Genomic DNA, 18223 nt, shown 5'->3' on the forward strand with positions numbered 1-18223 from the left:
TTAAAGAGCGGTTGGTTGAGCTGTTCGCTGAACCGAGGCGCGCATTCTACAGCAGCCTCATTTGCTGTCAAGTGATTATTTTCAGAAGTTTTCACGATTTCCCGTTCAACTTCAACCACTTGCGCTTTCGATCTCTCGTCAGCGGGAGGCGAATTCTACAGCGTTACACGCTGCTGTCAACACCTCTTTTACAGCGCTTCCGGGCTTCGATGAACTGAAGCCAGCACCTGTCGAAACTTACTTAACTCGTTGAATCTCAAGGAGTTTTCCGTTTCGACTGCGCCGGAAGTGGGGCGAATTATAGGCCCATGGAATCTGCCGTCAAGGGTTAATTTCATCTTTCTGTCACAAGGGTCAGAAACAGCGCAGAACACGCTCCCTGTAGGAGCTGGCTTGCCAGCGATGAGGCCCGCAAGCCTTGTAGCGCCCAAGATGACGCCATCGCCAGCAAGCCGGCTCCTACAGTTTGGGTGTTGCACCCAAAATGGGTGGGCAACGACATACCTGTGGGAGCTGGCTTGCCAGCGATAGGGCCAGCAAGCCTTGCAGCGTCCAAAAGGACGCCATCGCCAGCAAGCCGGCTCCTACGGTTTCGTGCCGTACACAAAATGGGTGGGTGACGACATACCTGTGGGAGCTGGCTTGCCAGCGATGAGGCCGGCAAGCCTTGCAGGCCTCATCGCTGGCAAACGCCTACATCACAAGCTCGGGAACGCGAACTGCGAGGCTTCGTGGCTGGCGCGTTGCGGCCAGCGCTGGGTAATGGCCTTGCGACGGGTATAGAAACGCACGCCATCCGGACCGTAGGCATGCAGGTCGCCAAACAGCGAACGCTTCCAGCCGCCAAAGCTGTGATAGGCCACCGGCACCGGCAACGGGACGTTGACCCCGACCATGCCGACTTCGATCTCGTCGCAGAACAGGCGCGCCGCTTCACCATCGCGGGTAAAGATGCAGGTGCCGTTACCGTACTCATGATCGTTGATCAGTTGCATGGCCGCTTCCAGGCTGTCGACCCGGACGATGCACAGCACCGGCCCGAAGATCTCTTCCTTATAGATGCGCATCTGCGTAGTCACACGGTCGAACAAGGTGCCACCGACGAAGTAGCCGCTTTCATGACCGGCAACGCTGTAGCCACGGCCATCCACGACCAGCTCGGCACCGGCGGCCAGGCCCTCGTCGATATAGCCGACCACCTTGTCGCGCGCAGCCGCGGTGACGAGAGGGCCCATGTCCAGGCCGCACGAAGTACCGGCACCGATCTTCAACGCCTTGATCTGCGGTACCAGCTTGGCCACCAGGGCATCCGCCACCTGGTCGCCCACGCAGACGGCCACGGAGATCGCCATGCAACGCTCGCCACAGGAACCGTAGGCAGCGCCCATCAGTGCGCTGACGGCATTGTCCAGATCCGCATCCGGCATCAGCACCGCATGGTTCTTCGCGCCACCCAGGGCCTGCACGCGCTTGCCGCGTTTGGTCCCTTCGGCATAGATGTATTCGGCGATCGGCGTCGAACCGACAAAACTCAGCGCCTTGACTTCCGGCGCTTCGATCAGCGCATCCACCGCCGTCTTGTCACCGTGCACCACGTTCAGCACGCCCTTGGGCAGGCCGGCCTCCTGCAGCAGCTGGGCGATCAGCAGGGTCGAGCTCGGATCACGCTCGGACGGCTTGAGGATAAAGCAGTTGCCGCAGACGATCGCCAGCGGATACATCCACAGCGGCACCATGGCCGGGAAGTTGAACGGGGTGATACCCGCCACCACGCCCAGCGGCTGGAAGTCCGACCAGGCATCGATATTCGGACCGACGTTACGGCTGTACTCGCCCTTCAGCACTTCCGGAGCGGCGCAGGCGTATTCGACGTTTTCAATTCCGCGCTTCAGTTCGCCGGCGGCGTCTTCCAGGGTCTTGCCGTGTTCTTCGCTGATCAGCTGGGCGATACGCGCCTCGTTCTGCTCCAGCAGTTGCTTGAAGCGGAACATCACCTGGGCGCGTTTGGCCGGTGGTGTGTTGCGCCAGGCCGGGAATGCCGCCTTGGCCGAGTCGATGGCTTGCTGGATGGTCTCGCGATCCGCCAGCGGCACCTGATGGATGACCTCGCCGGTCGATGGGTTGTATACCGCGGCGGTGCGACCGGAATCGCTGACCAGCTGGCCGTCGATCAAATGTTGGATTGCGCTCATTACGGGCTCCTGGACAGGGTCGACGGGAGCGACGGTTCGCTCCCGCAAAAGCAGCTTTTCTATAGAGAAGGATCAGTCGAGCTTGTTCAGCACTTCGCCGACCGCGTCGAACAGACGATCGAGGTCTTGCGGCTTGCTGTTGAAGGTCGGGCCGAACTGCAGGGTGTCGCCGCCGAAGCGCACGTAGAACCCGGCTTTCCACAGGGCCATGCCGGCCTCGAACGGACGCACGATGGCATCGCCGTCGCGACCGGCGATCTGGATCGCCCCGGCCAGGCCGTAGTTGCGGATATCGATCACGTTCTTGCTGCCCTTGAGGCCATGCAGGGCGTTCTCGAAATGCGGTGCGATTTCCGCCACGCTCTGCACCAGGTTCTCCTTCTGCAACAGATCGAGTGCCGCCAGGCCGGCCGCGCAGGCCACCGGGTGGGCCGAGTAGGTGTAGCCGTGGGGGAATTCCACCGCGTACTCGGGCGTCGGCTGGTTCATGAAGGTCTGGTAGATCTCGCTGCTGGCGATCACCGCGCCCATCGGGATGGCGCCGTTGGTGACCTGCTTGGCGATACACATCAGGTCCGGGGTCACACCGAAGCTGTCGGCACCGAACATCGAGCCGGTACGCCCGAAACCGGTGATCACTTCGTCGAACACCAGCAGGATATTGTGCTGGTCGCAGATTTCCCGCAGGCGCTTGAGGTAACCCTGTGGCGGTACCAGCACACCGGCGGAACCGGCCATCGGCTCGACGAACACCGCGGCGATATTCGACGCGTCATGCAGTTCGATCAGCTTGAGCAGTTCATCGGCCAGGGCGATACCGCCCTGCTCCGGCATGCCACGGGAGAAGGCATTGCTCGCCAGCAGGGTGTGCGGCAGGTGGTCGACATCCATCATCGCCTGACCGAACAGCTTGCGGTTGCCGTTCACGCCGCCGAGGCTGGTGCCGGCGATGTTCACCCCGTGGTAACCACGGGCACGACCGATCATCTTGGTCTTGGTCGCCTGGCCTTTCAGGCGCCAGTAGGCGCGGACCATCTTCACCGCGGTGTCGGCACACTCGGAACCGGAGTCGGTGAAGAACACGTGGTTCAGGTTGCCCGGCGTCAGCGCGGTGATTTTTTCCGCGAGCTGGAACGACAGCGGGTGGCCGTACTGGAAGCCTGGCGAGTAGTCGAGGGTGCCCAGTTGCTTGGCCACCGCTTCCTGGATTTCCTTGCGGGTGTGCCCGGCGCCGCAGGTCCACAGGCCCGACAGCGAGTCATAGACCTTGCGTCCCTTGTCATCGATCAGCCAGCTGCCTTCGGCCGCGACAATCAGGCGTGGGTCACGCTGGAAGTTGCGGTTGGCGGTGTACGGCATCCAGTGGGCATCGAGCTTGAGCTGGCTGGCCAGGGACGACGGAGCGTTTTCAGGCATGTTCATGAGCGAAACCTCGCAAGGCGTTAAGCGGCGTGGGCGTTAAAAGCGTTCTTGCGACTAAATTGCCACGGCGATAAAGTCGGTGAAATGCAACTTTTCTAACCTTCAGTTAATGGCAGACTAAACCATGAGCAGCCGTCGCCCCGATCCCCTGGCGCAAGTCAGCGACTTCGATATCCGTCTGTTGCGGATCTTTCGCAGCGTGGTGGAATGCGGGGGATTTTCCGCGGCGGAAACCGTGCTCGGCATCGGTCGCTCGGCCATCAGCCAGCAGATGAGCGACCTGGAACAACGCCTCGGCCTGCGCCTGTGCCAGCGCGGGCGCGCCGGTTTCTCGCTGACCGAGGAAGGACGCGAGGTCTACCAATCGGCCTTGCAACTGTTGAGTGCGCTGGAGAGCTTCCGTACCGAGGTCAACGGCCTGCACCGGCACCTGCGTGGCGAACTGATCATCGGCCTGACCGACAACCTGGTCACCCTGCCCCACATGCGCATCACCCATGCCCTGGCCCAGCTAAAGGAGCGCGGGCCGGACGTGCAGATCCAGATCCGCATGATCGCCCCCAACGAGGTGGAACAGGGCGTACTCGACGGTCGCCTGCATGTCGGCGTGGTGCCCCAGGCCAGCGCCCTCTCCGGACTGGAATACCAGCCCTTGTACAGCGAGCGCTCGCTGCTCTACTGCGCGGTGGGGCATCCGCTGTTTTATGTCGATGACCGACAGCTGGAGGATGAACGCCTCAACCACCAGGACGCGATTGCCCCGACCTTCCGCCTGCCGGCCGATATCCAGGCCCACTACCAGGCGCTCAACTGCACCGCCAGCGCGTCGGACCGCGAGGGTATGGCCTTCCTGATCCTCACCGGCCGCTACATCGGCTACCTGCCGGATCACTACGCCAGTCTCTGGGTACAACAGGGCCGGCTACGTGCGCTGAAGGCCAGCAGCCGTTTCTATGACCTCAGCCTGGCCTCGGTCACGCGCAAAGGCCGGCGTCCCCACCTAGTGCTGGAAAGCTTCCTGGAGAACCTGGCGGCGACGCGCTGAACAGGCGTTTGCCAGATCTGTGGGAGCGGGCTTGTTCCGGGCGGCACGGCGACGAAGAGTCCCTTGAGGCCACAAAAGGCTCCGCCTCCACGGGGTTTGGCGTCTGACGCAAATCACGCCCTCGAAAGCGACAGGATGGAACCCCATCGAAGCTTTATATGGCAGTAAGGCTTGTCTGATTCCTGTGGGTAAGTTATCTGTGCACAGGTTGCACCCACAGATCAGTCCGGAACTGCCTATGACCGTTGAAGTCCCTGCCCACGTCGGAAAACCCGCCAGCCGCATTCGCCAGAAAAACGAAGAGGCGATCATCAAGGCCGCCGAAGACGAATTCGCCCGTCATGGTTTCAAGGGCACCAGCATGAACACCATCGCGCAGAATGCCGGGCTGCCCAAGGCCAACCTGCATTATTACTTCACCAACAAGTTGGGGTTGTATGTCGCGGTGCTGAGCAACATCCTCGAATTGTGGGACAGCACCTTCAACCACCTGACGGCCGAGGACGATCCGGCGCAGGCCCTGACGCGCTACATCCGCGCCAAGATGGAATTCTCCCGCCGCCAGCCACAGGCTTCGCGAATCTTCGCCATGGAGATCATCAGCGGCGGCGAATGCCTGAGCGAATATTTCAGCCAGGACTATCGCGCCTGGTTCCAGGGCCGGGCCGATGTGTTCCAGGCCTGGATCGACGCCGGCAAGATGGACCCGGTGGACCCGGTGCACCTGATCTTCCTGCTCTGGGGAAGCACCCAGCATTATGCCGACTTCGCCACCCAGATCTGCCGCGTCACCGGCCGCACGCGCCTGACCAAGCAGGATATGGAAGAAGCCGGCAACAACCTGATCCGTATCATTCTCAAGGGCTGTGGCCTAACGCCGCCGCTCTGACCCTCACTCAAAGCCGATCCCGTATGCCCTTTACCCTTGCCGGCCCTTGCGAATATCGCGAAGAAATTCGCAAAAGCCGCTTTATCACCCTCGCCGCCCCGATCACCAGCGTCGCCGAGGCCCAGGCCTTTATCGAGCAGCACAGCGACCTGGATGCCACCCACAATTGCTGGGCCTGGAAACTCGCCGATCAATACCGCAGCAGCGATGACGGCGAGCCAGGCGGCACGGCGGGACGGCCGATCCTCGCCGCCATCGAGGCCCAGGACTACGACCAGGTGGCGGTGCTGGTGATCCGCTGGTACGGCGGCATCCAGCTGGGCACCGGCGGACTGGCCCGTGCTTATGGCGGCGGCGCCAACAAGTGCCTGCAGAATGCCGAACGCATCGAGCTGATCAGCCGGGTGCCGCTCAGTTGTGCCTGTGGCTTCAGTGAACTGGCGCTGGTCAAGCTGCGGGTCGCCGAAGCCGGCGGCCTGGTGGTCGAGGAGCAATTCACCGCCAACGGCGTGGAGCTGCAACTGGCCCTTGGCGAACGTCATATCGACACCCTGCAACGCCAGCTGGCCGACCTCAGTCGCGGACGCATCCTCCTGCAACGATAAACCGCCGCCGAGTTGTCCACAGCCGCGGGATGGCGGCGACCGGCAACGTGGGCTTTTGCCCACAATGACTGTGCACCCGACTGTGGATAACCTGAGCACATCCGCCTGTAACCCTTCTGCAACGTGGCTTTGCGGGCACTGATCAATTTTCGTCCAATTATTCCCCGCAACCACCGAAACTTTCTGAAAACAACGGCTTAGCCGGGTTTATCGCGTTTGGGAAATAGCTGCCCGGCGCTTATGCCCAAGTTTTGTGCTTGCACACAAATACTGTGGAGCAACCTGTGGATAACCAGTGCAAGGGTGTCCCGGTTGCCGGTCTGGTCGAGCTTGTGAACGATTGGTTGTTTTTTGATCAAGGAAACGCTGCGCATCGCAGCCCCTGGGTGAGCGTCGCAGCGATTCAATGCCTTGCGTCGAGCCGTACGGATGACACCCCTTCCTTTAGCGGCAACAGTTGCGCGATCCCCCAGGCGATTTCGAAGAACAGGAACACCGCGATGATCGCGCTCGCCCCCTGGCTCAGCGCATAGGCCTGCCAGGTCGCGAACAGCAGCCGGCCCACGGCGTCGTAACGACCGAAGAGCGGTTGCGGATCACGGATGCGCAGTACCGCCCAGACACAGACGATCGAGCCCAGCAGATTGGCCATCAACATATGCACAGGCTCGAAGGGCGGCAGCTCCCCCGGCAGGCCCAATGCCTGGCTAACCCCCCGCAGCACGGCGTGCAACGCGAGAAAACTCCAGGGGGTGACAAACGCGGCGGTGACGATCAGGTCGTACCAGGCGCTGGCCCGGACCAATCGACGATAGTGTGTTGTGCTCCACATGCTGCAACTCCGGATTCGGACAAGGAGCACAAAGTCTGAAGCCTGGAGTATGCTCCAGGGTCAAGCCCTCGGAGAGCCCGTCCCATGCGCATCGGTGAATTGGCCCAGGCCAGTGCTGTCAGCCGCGATACCCTGCGCTTCTACGAACAGCGCGGACTGATCGTCGCCCGGCGCAGCGCCAACGGATATCGCGACTACGCTCCCGAGATGCTGCAACTGGTGCTGTATATCAAGACCGCCCAGCGCCTGGGCTTCAGCCTCGGCGAGATCGGCAACAGCGTCGCCGCCCTATGGAGCGCGCCCGACCCGGACAACGCGGTCACGCAACTGCTGCAGGACAAACTGAACCTGATCGAGACGCGCATCGCCGAACTCGGCGAGTTGCGCAAGGAGTTGCAGCATCGCCTGCAACAGAGTTGTCCTCTGAGAACCCAGTCTTCACTTCACAAGGAATCCGCTCATGAGCGATAAGAACGCATTGATCATCGGTGCCTCCCGGGGCCTCGGCCTGGGCCTGGTGCAACAACTGCTGGCCGACGGCTGGAATGTCACCGCCACCGTGCGCGATGTGCACAAGGCCGATGCACTGAAAGCTGTCGGCAACGTGCAGATCGAAACCCTGGATATGGACGACCAGTCGGCGGTTGCCGCCCTCGCCCAGCGCCTGGATGGCCAGGTCTTCGACCTGCTGTTCGTCAATGCCGGCGTCAAGGGCCCGGCTGACCAGAAACCGGGCAATGCCTCGCTGGCGGAAATCGGCCAGCTGTTCATGACCAACGCCATCGCCCCCGTGGCCCTGGCCCAGCGTTTTGTCGGTCAGATCCGTCCGGGTTACGGGGTGATCGCCTTCATGAGTTCGGGCCTGGGCAGCGTGACCGTGCCGGATGCGCCGGAGCTGGCGTTCTACAAGGCGAGCAAGGCAGCGCTGAACTCCATGACCAACAGTTTCCTGAGCGAAATCGAGGCCCCGGCCTTTACCGTGCTGTCGATGCATCCGGGCTGGGTGAAAACCGACATGGGCGGTGAAGGCGCGGACATCGATGTCGCCACCAGCACCCGCGGCCTGGTCGATCAGGTGAACGCCTTTGCCGGCAAGGGTGGGCATCACTTCATCAACTACAAGGGCGAGACCATTCCCTGGTAAGCGGCGCGGGGCCTAGAGCCCCAGCAGCGAGAGCATGATAAAGGTGGCGAACAGCACGAAGTGGGTCATGCCCTCGATGGCGTTGGTTTCACCGTCGTTGAGGTTGATCGCACTGACAATCAGGGTGATCAGCACCATCACGGTCTGCACCGGTGTCATCGCCATCTGGAACGGCTGGCCGGTGTAGAGCGCCATGGCCTCCATCACCGGCACGGTCAGGATCACCGTCGACAACGACGCCCCCAGCGCCACGTTGACCACCGACTGCATGCGATTGGCCAGGGCCGCGCGCAGGGCTGTGAGGATTTCCGGTGCGGCGGAAATCGCCGCCACCAGGATCGCCGTGACCACCGGGGGTGCGCCGGTGTGCTCCAGGCCCAGGTCGAGGGTCTTGGACATCACCTCGGCCAGTGCGCCGATCACCACGATACCAAACACCAGGGTGGCGATGGATTGCCCCAGGTTGACCGGCGGCGTCTCCACCTGGCTGGGATTCTTGCGCTTCTTTTCCGGATAGCTGTAGCTGAAGAAATAGCTGTGGGGACCGACCTGCATGCGCAGGAACAAGGTGTACAGCAACACCATCGCGCCGATGGTGAAGGCCGAGTAGAGCTTCCAGTCCGCCTCGGGAATGAATTCCGGCACCACCATGGACACGCCCATCGCGGTGAGGATCATCACACTGTAGCTGCGGGCCGAATCATCGTTGTAGGACTGCTCGCCATGCTTGATCCCGCCCATCAGCGCCGCCAGGCCGAGGATGCCGTTGATATCGAGCATCACCGCCGAATAGATGGTGTCGCGCACCAGGGTCGGCGAAGCCTCGTTACTCATCATGATCGCCAGGATCACCACTTCCACCAGCACCGCCGACAAGGTCAGGATCATCGTGCCGTAGGGATCGCCGACCTTCTCTGCCAGCAGCTCGGCATGGTGGGCGACGCGCATCGAGGCGCAGACGATCGCCCCGATCAACACCAGCCCGGCGACCAGCGCGACACCCTGCCCGCTGTGCAACAGCCAGTGTTCCAGCGGGAAGGCGACCGCCGCCATGACCACGGCCAGCAACAGGAATCTTTCTTCTCGCAACAGAGTGAGCATCGCACGACCTCAAGGGGGATGGCTTACAGACTGCGGCGAGCCGCCAACGTTTCGTTACACCTTAGCGCAGCGTTGGTCGGGGTCGGGAGGCATCGTCCCGGCAGGAAGTGTGGGGGCTTTGAACCGTCCGGTCAGGTTTTAGCCAATACTTCGGCCGTCATCTGTAGAATGCCGGTCATCTGCACCTGATGAGAAAAACCTATGTACGACTGGCTCAACGCCCTGCCCAAGGCCGAATTGCACCTGCACCTGGAAGGCTCGCTGGAGCCGGAGTTGCTGTTCGCCCTCGCCGAGCGCAACAAGATCGCCCTGCCCTGGAACGACGTCGATACCCTGCGCCAGGCCTACGCTTTCAACAACCTGCAGGAATTCCTCGACCTGTACTACCAGGGCGCCGATGTGCTGCGCACGTCCCAGGACTTCTATGACCTGACCTGGGCCTACCTGCTGCGCTGCAAGGCGCAGAACGTGATCCACACCGAACCCTTCTTCGATCCGCAGACCCATACCGACCGCGGCATCCCTTTCGAAGTGGTGCTCAACGGCATCGCCGCGGCCCTGAAGGACGGCGAGCAGCAACTGGGTGTCAGCAGCGGCCTGATCCTCAGCTTCCTGCGTCACCTGAGCGAAGACGAAGCACAGAAAACCCTCGACCAGGCGCTGCCGTTTCGCGATGCGTTTGTCGCGGTCGGGCTGGACAGCTCGGAGATGGGCCACCCGCCGAGCAAGTTCCAGCGGGTCTTCGACCGGGCGCGCCACGAAGGTTTCCTGACCGTCGCCCACGCCGGCGAGGAAGGTCCACCGGAATACATCTGGGAAGCCCTCGACCTGCTGAAGATCCAGCGGATCGACCACGGCGTGCGGGCCATCGAAGATGAACGGCTGATGCAGCGGATCATCGACGAGCAGATTCCGCTGACCGTCTGCCCGCTGTCGAACACCAAGCTCTGCGTGTTCGACCACATGTCCCAACACAACATCCTCGAGATGCTCGAACGTGGAGTGAAGGTGACGGTGAACTCGGATGACCCGGCGTACTTCGGCGGTTATGTCACCGAGAACTTCCATGCGCTGCACACCCACCTGGGCATGACCCAGGACCAGGCCCGACGCCTGGCGCAGAACAGTCTGGATGCGCGCCTGGTCAAGCCCTAGCCCTGCGGCCGGTGGAGAGCCCTGCGGCCTGTGGGAGCGGTGCTTGCCCGCGAAGCTTTTGGCGGCCCCAAGGGCCTCTTCGCCGGCAAGCTCCGTTCCTGCCAATAAGGCCTGGCCCTGAGATCAGCCCGGCACCCCTTCGCTCAACTCCTCCAGCGTCTTGCCCCGGGTCTCCATGCCGAAGCGCCAGACCACCGCTGCCGCGATCGCAAAGCACAGGGCGCCGAGGGCAAACACCCCGCCCTGCCCGGTCACCGGGAACACCAGCCCCGTCACCAGCGGCCCGAGCAACGAGCCGACCCGGCCGATGGCCGAGGCGAACCCCGAGCCCGTGGCCCGCGCCGAGGTCGGATAGAGCTCCGGGGTATAGGTGTAGAGCACGGCCCACATGCCAAACAGAAAGAACTGCATCAGCAAGCCCGAAACGATCAGCAGGCTCACGTTCCCGCCGAAGACCGCACTCTGGCCGTAGAGGAACGCCATCACCCCGCCGCCGAGCAGAGTGACGATGCACACCGGCTTGCGTCCCCATAGCTCGACCAGCCAGGCCGCCACCAGGAACCCCGGGATACCGCCGAGGGAAATCAGCACCGTGTAGTACACCGACTGGGTCACTGCGAATCCCGACTGCTGCAGCAAGGCGCTCAGCCAGGACGTGAGGCCGTAGAAACCCAGCAAGGCAAAGAACCAGACGCTCCAGATCATCATCGTGCGCTGGCGGTACAGCGGCGACCACAACTGGCGGAAGGCCGAGAAAAAGCTCGGCGGACGGTCCACGCTGCGTGGCAGGCGTACCGGCATCGGCAGGGCGGCGCGCTTGAGCGAGGCGCGGACCCGATCCTCGATGCCGCACAGCACCTTGTCCGCCGCGCCATGATGGCCGGCCTGCTCCAGCCAGCGCGGCGACTCGGGAATGAAAAAGCGGATCGCCAGGACAAACACCGCCGGGATCGCCAGGACCAGGAAGATATCGCGCCAACCCACCAGCGGCAGCAGGAAGTACGACAGCACCCCGGCGGCGACAAAACCCAGCGGCCAGAAACCATCCATCAGGGCGATATAGCGTCCGCGGCGCTTGGCCGGGATCAGTTCCGAGAGCATCGACTGGGCAATCGGAAACTCCATGCCCATGCCGATCCCCAGGAGAATGCGGAACAGCGTGAGCATCTCCACCGTCTGCGCCGTGGAGCACAGGTAACTGGCCAGCCCCCACAGTACGATGCTCCACTGGAACACCGGCTTGCGGCCGAAACGGTCGGCGAGCATGCCCGACAGCGAGGCGCCCAGCACCATGCCGAAAAAGCTCGAACTGGCCAGCAGGCCGGCCTGGGCACTGCTGAGGGCGAACTCGGCTTTGATCGAGCCGAGCAGGAAGGTCATCATGGCCAGGTCCATGGAGTCGAAGAAAAAGGCCAGGGCAATGATGATGAAGATCAACCGGTGATAGCCGCTGATGGGCAGCCGTTCCAGACGTTCTGCCGCGCTGTAGCCTTGAGTTTCCATGGGATATCCCTCGATTCGAATGCTCGATCGAGTGTGCGGTATCACCGAATGGGGCTATTGCTCGGTGCGACCTGTTCGCATCCCTGAGCGACGCCTGCGGCGTCCCTGTCGCAGGCAACCGCGGCGGGTGGGGTCAACCGGCCAGTTCGAGCTCGACCATGGCGGCGAACTTGTCGATCTGCCGCTCTCCGAGGGGGGAGAGACGCAAGGCCCTGGACTCATCCATCGGCGCCAGCCAGCCCGACTGCAGGAACAGCTGCAACAGCCCCGCCCCGAGGACACCGCCCAGGTGCGGACGGCGCTCGCGCACATCGTGGCAGACACAGACCATCTCGCGGCTGCCGTGGGCCAGCGCCTGGATATACAGCCCGCGCTCGGCAAAACGCTGGGCGCCGGCACTGGTCACGCGGACCCGCTGCTCGTGCTGTTCGATCCAGCCGGCCAGCAACAGACGTTGATACAACTCGCAGGCCAGCTCCCCGCCCAGGTGATCGTGGCACAGCCGGGCACGCTTGAGCGCCGCGGCATCCGGGGCCGGCAGCTTGATCGAGTGTTGTACCGCCAGCGGTGCGCTGGCCAGGGAGGCACTTGCCAGGGCCTCCACGGCCGTGGCGATCTCCGGCGCCGCCAGACGGAAGAAGCGTTTGCGGCCACGGGCCTCGAGCCGCAACAGCCCGCCACCGCTCAAGCGGGCCAGGTGGGCACTGGCCGATGAAAGGGACAAGCCGGCCAGCAAGGCCAGTTCATCGGCAGACCGTGCGCTGCCATCGAGCAACGCCCACATCATCGCGCTGCGCTTGGGGTCTGCAAGCAACGCGGCTATCTGACTGATGCAAGGTGCATATTCCATGTCTTCACTCCCTGTTGAAACATTGATCGACCGCACGAAGCCATACTGAGAAATCCCGGCACTCCAGCCAAGACGCAAAAGTGCCAAAATCCGGGAAATTTTCTCATTTCGGCAAGTAACTCCGGCGAACGTAACAAAATGCGTTTCAGCCGGAAAAACATTGGATCCAATGATTCAAGCCTAAACCACAATGGAACCGGTGCCGACTTTTATTCCTGCACCGGTTGTAACAAGTCACGCACCGGGCAGCCGCGCCATCATCCGCCGCCAGCATGACGCGCCGGGGCCCGCCGCGACAGCTCGGCGCAACGCCGACTGAGCATTTCGCGCAACAGGTTCACCGGCTTACTCAACTGAGCGCGATGAGCGCACAGCAGATTCAGCGGTGCCCGTTCGCAGGACAGCTCCGGGAGCAACACCTTCAGCCGCCCGGCCAGCACATCGGTGCCGACATCGAGCCAGGACTTGTAGGCAATCCCCGCTCCGGCCAATGCCCACAGGCGCACCACATCGGCGTCATCGCTGAAGCGATCACCGCTGACCGTGAGGCTGATATCGCGCTTGCCATCGTGAAAGCTCCACTGGTCATGGACCCGGCTGCCGAGCATGAACAGCAGGCAGTTGTGCTGGGCCAGTTGCTCCAGGGTGGCGGGTTCGCCATGGCGCGCCAGGTAATCGGGCGCGGCGCACAACACGCGGCGGTTATCCGGGGCGATCGGCAGCGCCACCAGGCTCGAGTCCTCCGGTTCGCCATAACGCAGGGCGATGTCCACCGGCTGGCGGAACAGGTCGGCGATCCGATCGCCCAGCAGCAGGCGCACCGTCAGCTTCGGATGTTCGCGCTGGAACTCGTCGAGCCAGGGCAGCAACAGATTGCGCCCGAAGTCCGAAGGCGCCGACAGTTGCAGGACCCCGCTGACCTGGTCCTGAGCGCTGGTCAGCAACCGGCGCCCCTCGTCCAGGTTGCTCAGGGCGGCCCGGGCATATTCGAGGAAACCCTCGCCTTCGGCAGTCAGGCGCAGGCTGCGTGTCGAGCGGGCGAGCAGGCGCGCGCCCAGTTGCTGCTCGATGCGCTTGAGCGAGGCACTGGCCACCGCCGGCGACAAGTCCATGATCCGCGCCGCCGCCGACAGGCTACCCAGGTCGGCGGCACGCACAAACAACTGCAAATCGTCGAAACGCAGCACCAAAGCCTCCTGATTATCAAAAAAATATTGAAAGAGACTGCTGTTTTAGCCGGTTTTATCCTCAAGGGAAATGACTAATCATGCCGCCACACATCGCTGCAACATGAGGCGTCACCCATGTCCCAGACCCTGACCACCCTTGCCATCCTGGTTGCCAAACCTGACCGGCGCCCCGCGCTTGAACAACTCTTGCGAGCACTGCAAGTGCCAACCCGTGCCGAACCCGGTTGCCGCCAATACGATCTGCATGACGACCTCGAGCATGCCGACACCCTCTACATGCTGGAGCAGTGGACCGATGAAGCCGCGCTGGCGAGCCATTTCGCCGCGCCCCACTTCGAGCATTTCCGCCAACAGTCAGAAGGCCTGATCGAGCAGTTCGAGCTCAAACGCCTGCGGTTTCTCTCCTGACAGTCCCCTTGTTTGCCCATCTCCCTGGAGTCTTCCCCATGAAAGCCATTGCCTTCTATTCTTCCTTGCCCAGCAGTGATCCACTGTCGTTGCAAGATATCGAACTGCCAGTGCCGGTCCCCGGCCCCCGCGACCTGCTGGTCGAGGTCAAGGCCATCTCGGTCAACCCGGTGGACACCAAGGTCCGCCAGTACATGCCACCGGAAAACGGCGAGGCCAAGGTCCTCGGCTGGGACGTGGCCGGCGTGGTCAAGGCGGTCGGCAGCGACGCCAGTCTGTTCAAGGTCGGTGACAAGGTGTTCTACGCCGGCTCCCTGACCCGTCCCGGCGCCAACAGTGAACTGCATGTGGTAGATGAGCGCATCGTCGGTCATATGCCCGAGAGCCTCGGTTTCGCCGAAGCGGCCGCGTTGCCGCTGACCGCGATCACCGCCTGGGAATTGCTGTTCGAGCGCCTGCAAGTGCGCGAAGACAAGGCCGATCAGGGCCAGAGCCTGCTGATCGTCGGCGCGGCCGGTGGCGTGGGTTCGATCCTGACGCAACTGGCCAGCCAGTTGACCGGGTTGAAAGTCATCGGCACCGCCTCGCGTGCCGAAACCCGGGACTGGGTGCTGGCCCTGGGCGCCGACCTGGTGATCGACCACAGCAAGCCCCTCAGCGATGAACTCAAGGCGCAGGGTCAGCCGCATGTCACTCACGTCGCCAGCCTGACCCAGACCGACACGCATCTGGATCAACTGGTCGAGGCACTCAAGCCGCAGGGCAAGCTGGGCCTGATCGACGATCCGAAAGGCCTGGACATCAGCAAGCTCAAGCGCAAGAGCCTGTCGTTGCACTGGGAGTTCATGTACACCCGCTCGATGTTCGAGACCGAAGACATGATCGAGCAACACAACCTGCTCAACCGGGTGGCTGAACTGATCGATGCCGGCGTGCTGAAGACCACGGTCGGCGAGCACTTCGGCCAGATCAACGCCGCCAACCTGCGCCGTGCCCATGCCCTGCTGGAAAGCGGCAAGGCCAAGGGCAAGATCGTGCTGGAAGGCTTCTGAGTCACAGGAGAGGGCTTGCTGGAAGTGGGCATTGTGGGAGTGGGCTTGCCTGGAAGGGGTCCCCAAAACCACCAAAAGCTTCGGGGGCAAGCCCCCTCCCACAGTCTGCTCCAGTCACCCGCAATATCCGGGACAACTCGGACAGGGTGGGAGCGGGATTTGTGGGAGCGGGCTTGCCCGCGAAGAGGCCCTCAAAACCACCAAAAGCTTCGGGGGCAAGCCCCCTCCCACAGTTTGTTCCAGTCACCCGCAATATCCGGGACAACTCGGACAGGGTGGGAGCGGGATTTGTGGGAGTGGGCTTGCCTGGAAGGGGTCCCCAAAACCACCAAAAGCTTCGGGGGCAAGCCCCCTCCCACCCTTGGTCAGGGCGCATAGCCCTGCCGTTCCCGCAGGTCATTCAAGACCTACAAGACAAGCGGAAATACCGTCAGTCAGATCCTTGATCCCTGTCATCCCAGCGAACGTATTCAGGTTTACACTGGCCGCCTTTGCCAACCAAAGGAAGTCAGCCATGAAGATCCTTGTAAAAGAGTTAGCAAAACCCCACGGCAGCCAATGGCAGGTCCGGCTCGATCAGCATGCGGTCACCTTCCGCAGCGAAACCGAAGCCCGCGCCTTTGTCAGCACGCTGCAAGCACGCCTGCACGCCCCTCATTCCTTTCCAGAACAGCAACGGCAAGCCGTCGGCTGATCCGCGTCATCTAGCTCTGGGCGACTCGGGCGTTCTCGAGACGACGAGTCCCCATGGCAACCATCACCGCCAGCACCCCGCACAGGCCGATCACCAGCGCCATCGGCGTGGCGCTGCCGTCATGCAACAGCCCGACCAGCGACGCCGCGCCCGCCGCGACGCTGAACTGCAGGCAACCGAACATCGCCGAAGCGCTGCCGGCCCGTGCCCCCTGGCCACGCATGGCGCAGGCCGCCGCATTGGGAATGATGCAACCCAGGCTGGAAATGCAGATGAACAGCGGGATCAGCAGCGGCCAGAGCTGCGCGGTATGCAGGGTGCTGATGCCCAGCAGCGTGAGTCCCGCCGCCAGATAGACCCACACCGCACGCGCCAGCAGAAAGGCCGGCCCGCGCTTGCCGAGCAGGCGCGCGTTGATTTGCGCCACCAGGATGAATCCCGCCGCGTTGCTGCCGAACAGCCAGCCATAGTGCTCGGCGGGAACCCCGTACAATTTGATGAAGACGAAGGGCGAACCGGCAATGTAGGCGAACATCCCGGCGATGGCGATCCCGCCGGTCAGGGCATGGCCGAAGAACACCCGGTCCGACAGCAGGCTGGCGTATTGGCGCAACGCCCCCGACAGCGGCTGCCGCGGTTGAGTGGCCGGCAGGCTTTCCGGCAGGCCCAGGGCCACGGCGACGGCGGACAACGCGCTGAACAGGGTCAGCACGATAAAGATCGACTGCCAGCCATAGAGATTGACCAGCACGCCGCCGAGCATCGGTGCCAGGATCGGCGCCAGGCCGGTCACCAGCATCAGCTGCGAAAAGACCTTGGCCGAACCGATGGCGTCACACTTGTCGCTGACCACCGCCCGGGAAATCACCGCCCCCGCGCAACCGCCGAGCGCCTGCAGGAAACGCGCGGCGATCAGCCATTCCAGGTTCGGGGCGAAAGCGCAGGCCAGGGACGCCAGGGTGAACAGGAACACCCCGACCAGCAACGGCCCCCGCCGACCAAAGCGATCCGCCAATGGCCCGTAGACCAGTTGCCCGATGGACAGTCCGAGGAAATACACCGCCAGCGTCAGCTGGATATGCTTTTCATCGGTGCCGAAGGCGATGGCCATCGACGGGAAACCCGGCAGGTAGAAGTCGATGGCCAGGGGCGCGAAAGCGCTCAGGGCCCCGAGGATGAGGATCAATCGTAGGTTCATCGGGCATCCGGTAGCAGTGCGTGCAGCCGCCTAGTCTAACTGCGCGGGGATGCCTTGAACATTCCGATAGGTCGCTAACTAAATAAATGACCGGGAAATTCCCGGGATTGCCAGGCCGCTCCGGGCACGGCCTGGTACTGTCCCACGCAGAGCGGCGGAACGATCGGAGCGGTCAGCTCGCCAGCTGCACCGCGTAACCTTCATCGCTGATCACACTGATGACCTCGTCGGCCGACAACCGGCTCTGCACGCCGACTTCCTTCGCGCCGAGGTCCACCTGCACGCTGGCCGCCGGATCGCGGGCCTGCACGGCCTGGGTGATGGCCTTGACGCAGTGACCGCACGACATGCCCTGGACATTGAAGATTTGCATGACACTTCTCCTGTATTGAGGTTGGGAGCAGTCTCAAGCTTGCCATCGTGGCAAGGTCAAGTTCCGCGTGAAGCTGCCGGGCTGGCATTTCGCTCGCCCCTGCGCCAAGCTTCGTCATCGACGATCCAACCGTAGGAGATTCAGCCATGCGCTGGTCAGTTTTCAGCCTGTTCGGCCTTCTCAGCCTTTTCGGTGCGGCACCCTTTGCCAGCGCTGCCGGAGAAAACTACGGGGTGCTGATCATCTCCCGTGAGCGGCTGGAGGTTTCGACGCCTTGTGAAATCGGCGTCTACCTGCAGGATCAATTGTCGGCGCGACTGTTCCAGGAACAGGCCACCTCCTTCAACCTGCCGCCCGGCCAGATTTCCGTACGCCTGAAGTCGCTGCCGGGCCAGGCTCCGGGCTGCGCCGCCAGCATGCTCGCGGCTCCCGAGCAACTGATCAAGCTGCAGGGCGGCGACGTGCGCAAGTTCGCCATTGTCGCCGGGCCGAACGGACTGCGCCTCAAGCAGGTACCGCTGGGTTATCAGTAAGTCGGCCCCTGCGCAAAAGAGAGGCTTGACCTTGCCA

Annotated in this window: 19 protein-coding genes; 10 read left to right on the forward strand and 9 right to left on the reverse strand. The window is 62.8% G+C overall.

Features of this window, described 5'->3' with window-relative positions; genetic code table 11:
• Positions 1-698 precede the first annotated feature (698 nt).
• Entirely contained in the window at positions 699-2192 is a 1494-nt protein-coding gene (locus tag ACL9RJ_RS30510; RefSeq protein ID WP_422765947.1) for a CoA-acylating methylmalonate-semialdehyde dehydrogenase, read from the reverse strand.
• A gap of 72 nt (positions 2193-2264) precedes the next feature.
• Positions 2265-3614 (reverse strand): aspartate aminotransferase family protein, encoded by a 1350-nt coding sequence (locus ACL9RJ_RS30515; protein ID WP_017125153.1) that lies wholly within the window; start codon positions 3612-3614, stop codon positions 2265-2267.
• A gap of 124 nt (positions 3615-3738) precedes the next feature.
• Between ACL9RJ_RS30515 and ACL9RJ_RS30520 the strand changes: the two genes are divergently transcribed.
• From ACL9RJ_RS30520 to ACL9RJ_RS30530, 3 genes are all read left to right on the forward strand, one after another.
• Complete coding sequence (locus tag ACL9RJ_RS30520; protein ID WP_017125152.1) at positions 3739-4659, forward strand: LysR family transcriptional regulator; 921 nt, start codon at positions 3739-3741, stop codon at positions 4657-4659.
• A 238-nt stretch (positions 4660-4897) separates the two neighbouring features.
• Positions 4898-5548, forward strand: a complete 651-nt coding sequence (locus ACL9RJ_RS30525; RefSeq protein WP_017125151.1) for a TetR/AcrR family transcriptional regulator — start codon at positions 4898-4900, stop codon at positions 5546-5548.
• Positions 5549-5571: 23 nt separating this feature from the next.
• A complete protein-coding gene (locus ACL9RJ_RS30530; RefSeq protein WP_177118982.1) occupies positions 5572-6153 on the forward strand; it encodes an IMPACT family protein in 582 nt (193 codons plus the stop codon).
• A gap of 403 nt (positions 6154-6556) precedes the next feature.
• On the opposite strand, the gene ACL9RJ_RS30535 is transcribed toward ACL9RJ_RS30530, so the two are convergent.
• Positions 6557-6985, reverse strand: a complete 429-nt coding sequence (locus ACL9RJ_RS30535; RefSeq protein WP_042934937.1) for a hypothetical protein — start codon at positions 6983-6985, stop codon at positions 6557-6559.
• 84 nt (positions 6986-7069) lie between these two features.
• Between ACL9RJ_RS30535 and ACL9RJ_RS30540 the strand changes: the two genes are divergently transcribed.
• Together ACL9RJ_RS30540 and ACL9RJ_RS30545 are read left to right on the forward strand one after the other, a co-directional pair.
• Positions 7070-7456 carry a MerR family transcriptional regulator gene (locus tag ACL9RJ_RS30540; protein WP_422765948.1) on the forward strand — a complete coding sequence of 129 codons (387 nt, stop codon included), beginning with the start codon at positions 7070-7072 and terminating at the stop codon, positions 7454-7456.
• A complete protein-coding gene (locus ACL9RJ_RS30545; RefSeq protein ID WP_177083227.1) occupies positions 7446-8129 on the forward strand; it encodes an SDR family oxidoreductase in 684 nt (227 codons plus the stop codon). Before ACL9RJ_RS30540 ends, ACL9RJ_RS30545 begins: the two co-directional genes overlap by 11 nt.
• A 12-nt stretch (positions 8130-8141) precedes the next feature.
• On the opposite strand, the gene ACL9RJ_RS30550 is transcribed toward ACL9RJ_RS30545, so the two are convergent.
• A complete protein-coding gene (locus tag ACL9RJ_RS30550) occupies positions 8142-9230 on the reverse strand; it encodes a calcium:proton antiporter (RefSeq protein ID WP_017125145.1) in 1089 nt (362 codons plus the stop codon).
• Positions 9231-9431: 201 nt separating this feature from the next.
• Here ACL9RJ_RS30550 and ACL9RJ_RS30555 point away from each other — a divergent pair, with 201 nt between their 5' ends.
• Positions 9432-10385 (forward strand): adenosine deaminase, encoded by a 954-nt coding sequence (locus ACL9RJ_RS30555; RefSeq protein WP_017125144.1) that lies wholly within the window; start codon positions 9432-9434, stop codon positions 10383-10385.
• 123 nt (positions 10386-10508) lie between these two features.
• On the opposite strand, the gene ACL9RJ_RS30560 is transcribed toward ACL9RJ_RS30555, so the two are convergent.
• The 3 genes from ACL9RJ_RS30560 to ACL9RJ_RS30570 form a co-directional block, all read right to left on the reverse strand.
• Positions 10509-11888, reverse strand: a complete 1380-nt coding sequence (locus tag ACL9RJ_RS30560) for an MFS transporter (RefSeq protein ID WP_017125143.1) — start codon at positions 11886-11888, stop codon at positions 10509-10511.
• A 133-nt stretch (positions 11889-12021) separates the two neighbouring features.
• Positions 12022-12738, reverse strand: a complete 717-nt coding sequence (locus tag ACL9RJ_RS30565) for an ArsR/SmtB family transcription factor (RefSeq protein WP_042934935.1) — start codon at positions 12736-12738, stop codon at positions 12022-12024.
• A 257-nt stretch (positions 12739-12995) separates the two neighbouring features.
• Positions 12996-13925 carry a LysR family transcriptional regulator gene (locus tag ACL9RJ_RS30570; RefSeq protein WP_017125141.1) on the reverse strand — a complete coding sequence of 310 codons (930 nt, stop codon included), beginning with the start codon at positions 13923-13925 and terminating at the stop codon, positions 12996-12998.
• A gap of 117 nt (positions 13926-14042) precedes the next feature.
• Between ACL9RJ_RS30570 and ACL9RJ_RS30575 the strand changes: the two genes are divergently transcribed.
• The 3 genes from ACL9RJ_RS30575 (at position 14043) to ACL9RJ_RS30585 (ending at position 16082) form a co-directional block, all read left to right on the forward strand.
• Positions 14043-14336 carry a putative quinol monooxygenase gene (locus ACL9RJ_RS30575; protein WP_017125140.1) on the forward strand — a complete coding sequence of 98 codons (294 nt, stop codon included), beginning with the start codon at positions 14043-14045 and terminating at the stop codon, positions 14334-14336.
• A 38-nt stretch (positions 14337-14374) separates the two neighbouring features.
• Entirely contained in the window at positions 14375-15388 is a 1014-nt protein-coding gene (locus ACL9RJ_RS30580; protein ID WP_017125139.1) for a zinc-binding alcohol dehydrogenase family protein, read from the forward strand.
• Between the two features lie 514 nt (positions 15389-15902).
• Positions 15903-16082, forward strand: coding sequence for a hypothetical protein (locus ACL9RJ_RS30585; RefSeq protein WP_017125137.1), 180 nt, complete (start codon positions 15903-15905; stop codon positions 16080-16082).
• Between the two features lie 10 nt (positions 16083-16092).
• Here the strand turns inward: ACL9RJ_RS30585 and ACL9RJ_RS30590 are convergent, their stop codons facing one another.
• Together ACL9RJ_RS30590 and ACL9RJ_RS30595 are read right to left on the reverse strand one after the other, a co-directional pair.
• Positions 16093-17280: a multidrug effflux MFS transporter gene (locus ACL9RJ_RS30590; protein WP_042934933.1), complete on the reverse strand. Its 1188-nt coding sequence runs from the start codon at positions 17278-17280 to the stop codon at positions 16093-16095.
• Positions 17281-17452: 172 nt separating this feature from the next.
• Positions 17453-17653 carry a heavy-metal-associated domain-containing protein gene (locus tag ACL9RJ_RS30595; RefSeq protein ID WP_017125135.1) on the reverse strand — a complete coding sequence of 67 codons (201 nt, stop codon included), beginning with the start codon at positions 17651-17653 and terminating at the stop codon, positions 17453-17455.
• Between the two features lie 146 nt (positions 17654-17799).
• Between ACL9RJ_RS30595 and ACL9RJ_RS30600 the strand changes: the two genes are divergently transcribed.
• A complete protein-coding gene (locus ACL9RJ_RS30600) occupies positions 17800-18186 on the forward strand; it encodes a hypothetical protein (RefSeq protein ID WP_178992384.1) in 387 nt (128 codons plus the stop codon).
• Positions 18187-18223: the final 37 nt, after the last annotated feature.

Origin of the sequence: Pseudomonas sp. Mn2068, from assembly GCF_049319725.1 — a bacterium.
GTDB classification, from domain to species: Bacteria; Pseudomonadota; Gammaproteobacteria; order Pseudomonadales; family Pseudomonadaceae; genus Aquipseudomonas; species Aquipseudomonas gingeri.

Excerpts from the sequence above, each read along its gene's own strand:
- ACL9RJ_RS30585 (WP_017125137.1), top strand. The coding sequence starts at position 15,903 with ATGAAGATCCTTGTAAAAGAGTTAGCAAAACCCCACGGCAGCCAATGG.
- ACL9RJ_RS30540 (WP_422765948.1), top strand. The coding sequence starts at position 7,070 with ATGCGCATCGGTGAATTGGCCCAGGCCAGTGCTGTCAGCCGCGATACC.
- ACL9RJ_RS30535 (WP_042934937.1), bottom strand. The coding sequence starts at position 6,985 with ATGTGGAGCACAACACACTATCGTCGATTGGTCCGGGCCAGCGCCTGG.
- ACL9RJ_RS30575 (WP_017125140.1), top strand. The coding sequence starts at position 14,043 with ATGTCCCAGACCCTGACCACCCTTGCCATCCTGGTTGCCAAACCTGAC.
- ACL9RJ_RS30580 (WP_017125139.1), top strand. The coding sequence starts at position 14,375 with ATGAAAGCCATTGCCTTCTATTCTTCCTTGCCCAGCAGTGATCCACTG.
- ACL9RJ_RS30510 (WP_422765947.1), bottom strand. The coding sequence starts at position 2,192 with ATGAGCGCAATCCAACATTTGATCGACGGCCAGCTGGTCAGCGATTCC.
- ACL9RJ_RS30550 (WP_017125145.1), bottom strand. The coding sequence starts at position 9,230 with ATGCTCACTCTGTTGCGAGAAGAAAGATTCCTGTTGCTGGCCGTGGTC.
- ACL9RJ_RS30545 (WP_177083227.1), top strand. The coding sequence starts at position 7,446 with ATGAGCGATAAGAACGCATTGATCATCGGTGCCTCCCGGGGCCTCGGC.
- ACL9RJ_RS30520 (WP_017125152.1), top strand. The coding sequence starts at position 3,739 with ATGAGCAGCCGTCGCCCCGATCCCCTGGCGCAAGTCAGCGACTTCGAT.
- ACL9RJ_RS30555 (WP_017125144.1), top strand. The coding sequence starts at position 9,432 with ATGTACGACTGGCTCAACGCCCTGCCCAAGGCCGAATTGCACCTGCAC.
- ACL9RJ_RS30595 (WP_017125135.1), bottom strand. The coding sequence starts at position 17,653 with ATGCAAATCTTCAATGTCCAGGGCATGTCGTGCGGTCACTGCGTCAAG.
- ACL9RJ_RS30600 (WP_178992384.1), top strand. The coding sequence starts at position 17,800 with ATGCGCTGGTCAGTTTTCAGCCTGTTCGGCCTTCTCAGCCTTTTCGGT.
- ACL9RJ_RS30515 (WP_017125153.1), bottom strand. The coding sequence starts at position 3,614 with ATGAACATGCCTGAAAACGCTCCGTCGTCCCTGGCCAGCCAGCTCAAG.
- ACL9RJ_RS30560 (WP_017125143.1), bottom strand. The coding sequence starts at position 11,888 with ATGGAAACTCAAGGCTACAGCGCGGCAGAACGTCTGGAACGGCTGCCC.
- ACL9RJ_RS30530 (WP_177118982.1), top strand. The coding sequence starts at position 5,572 with ATGCCCTTTACCCTTGCCGGCCCTTGCGAATATCGCGAAGAAATTCGC.
- ACL9RJ_RS30590 (WP_042934933.1), bottom strand. The coding sequence starts at position 17,280 with ATGAACCTACGATTGATCCTCATCCTCGGGGCCCTGAGCGCTTTCGCG.
- ACL9RJ_RS30565 (WP_042934935.1), bottom strand. The coding sequence starts at position 12,738 with ATGGAATATGCACCTTGCATCAGTCAGATAGCCGCGTTGCTTGCAGAC.
- ACL9RJ_RS30525 (WP_017125151.1), top strand. The coding sequence starts at position 4,898 with ATGACCGTTGAAGTCCCTGCCCACGTCGGAAAACCCGCCAGCCGCATT.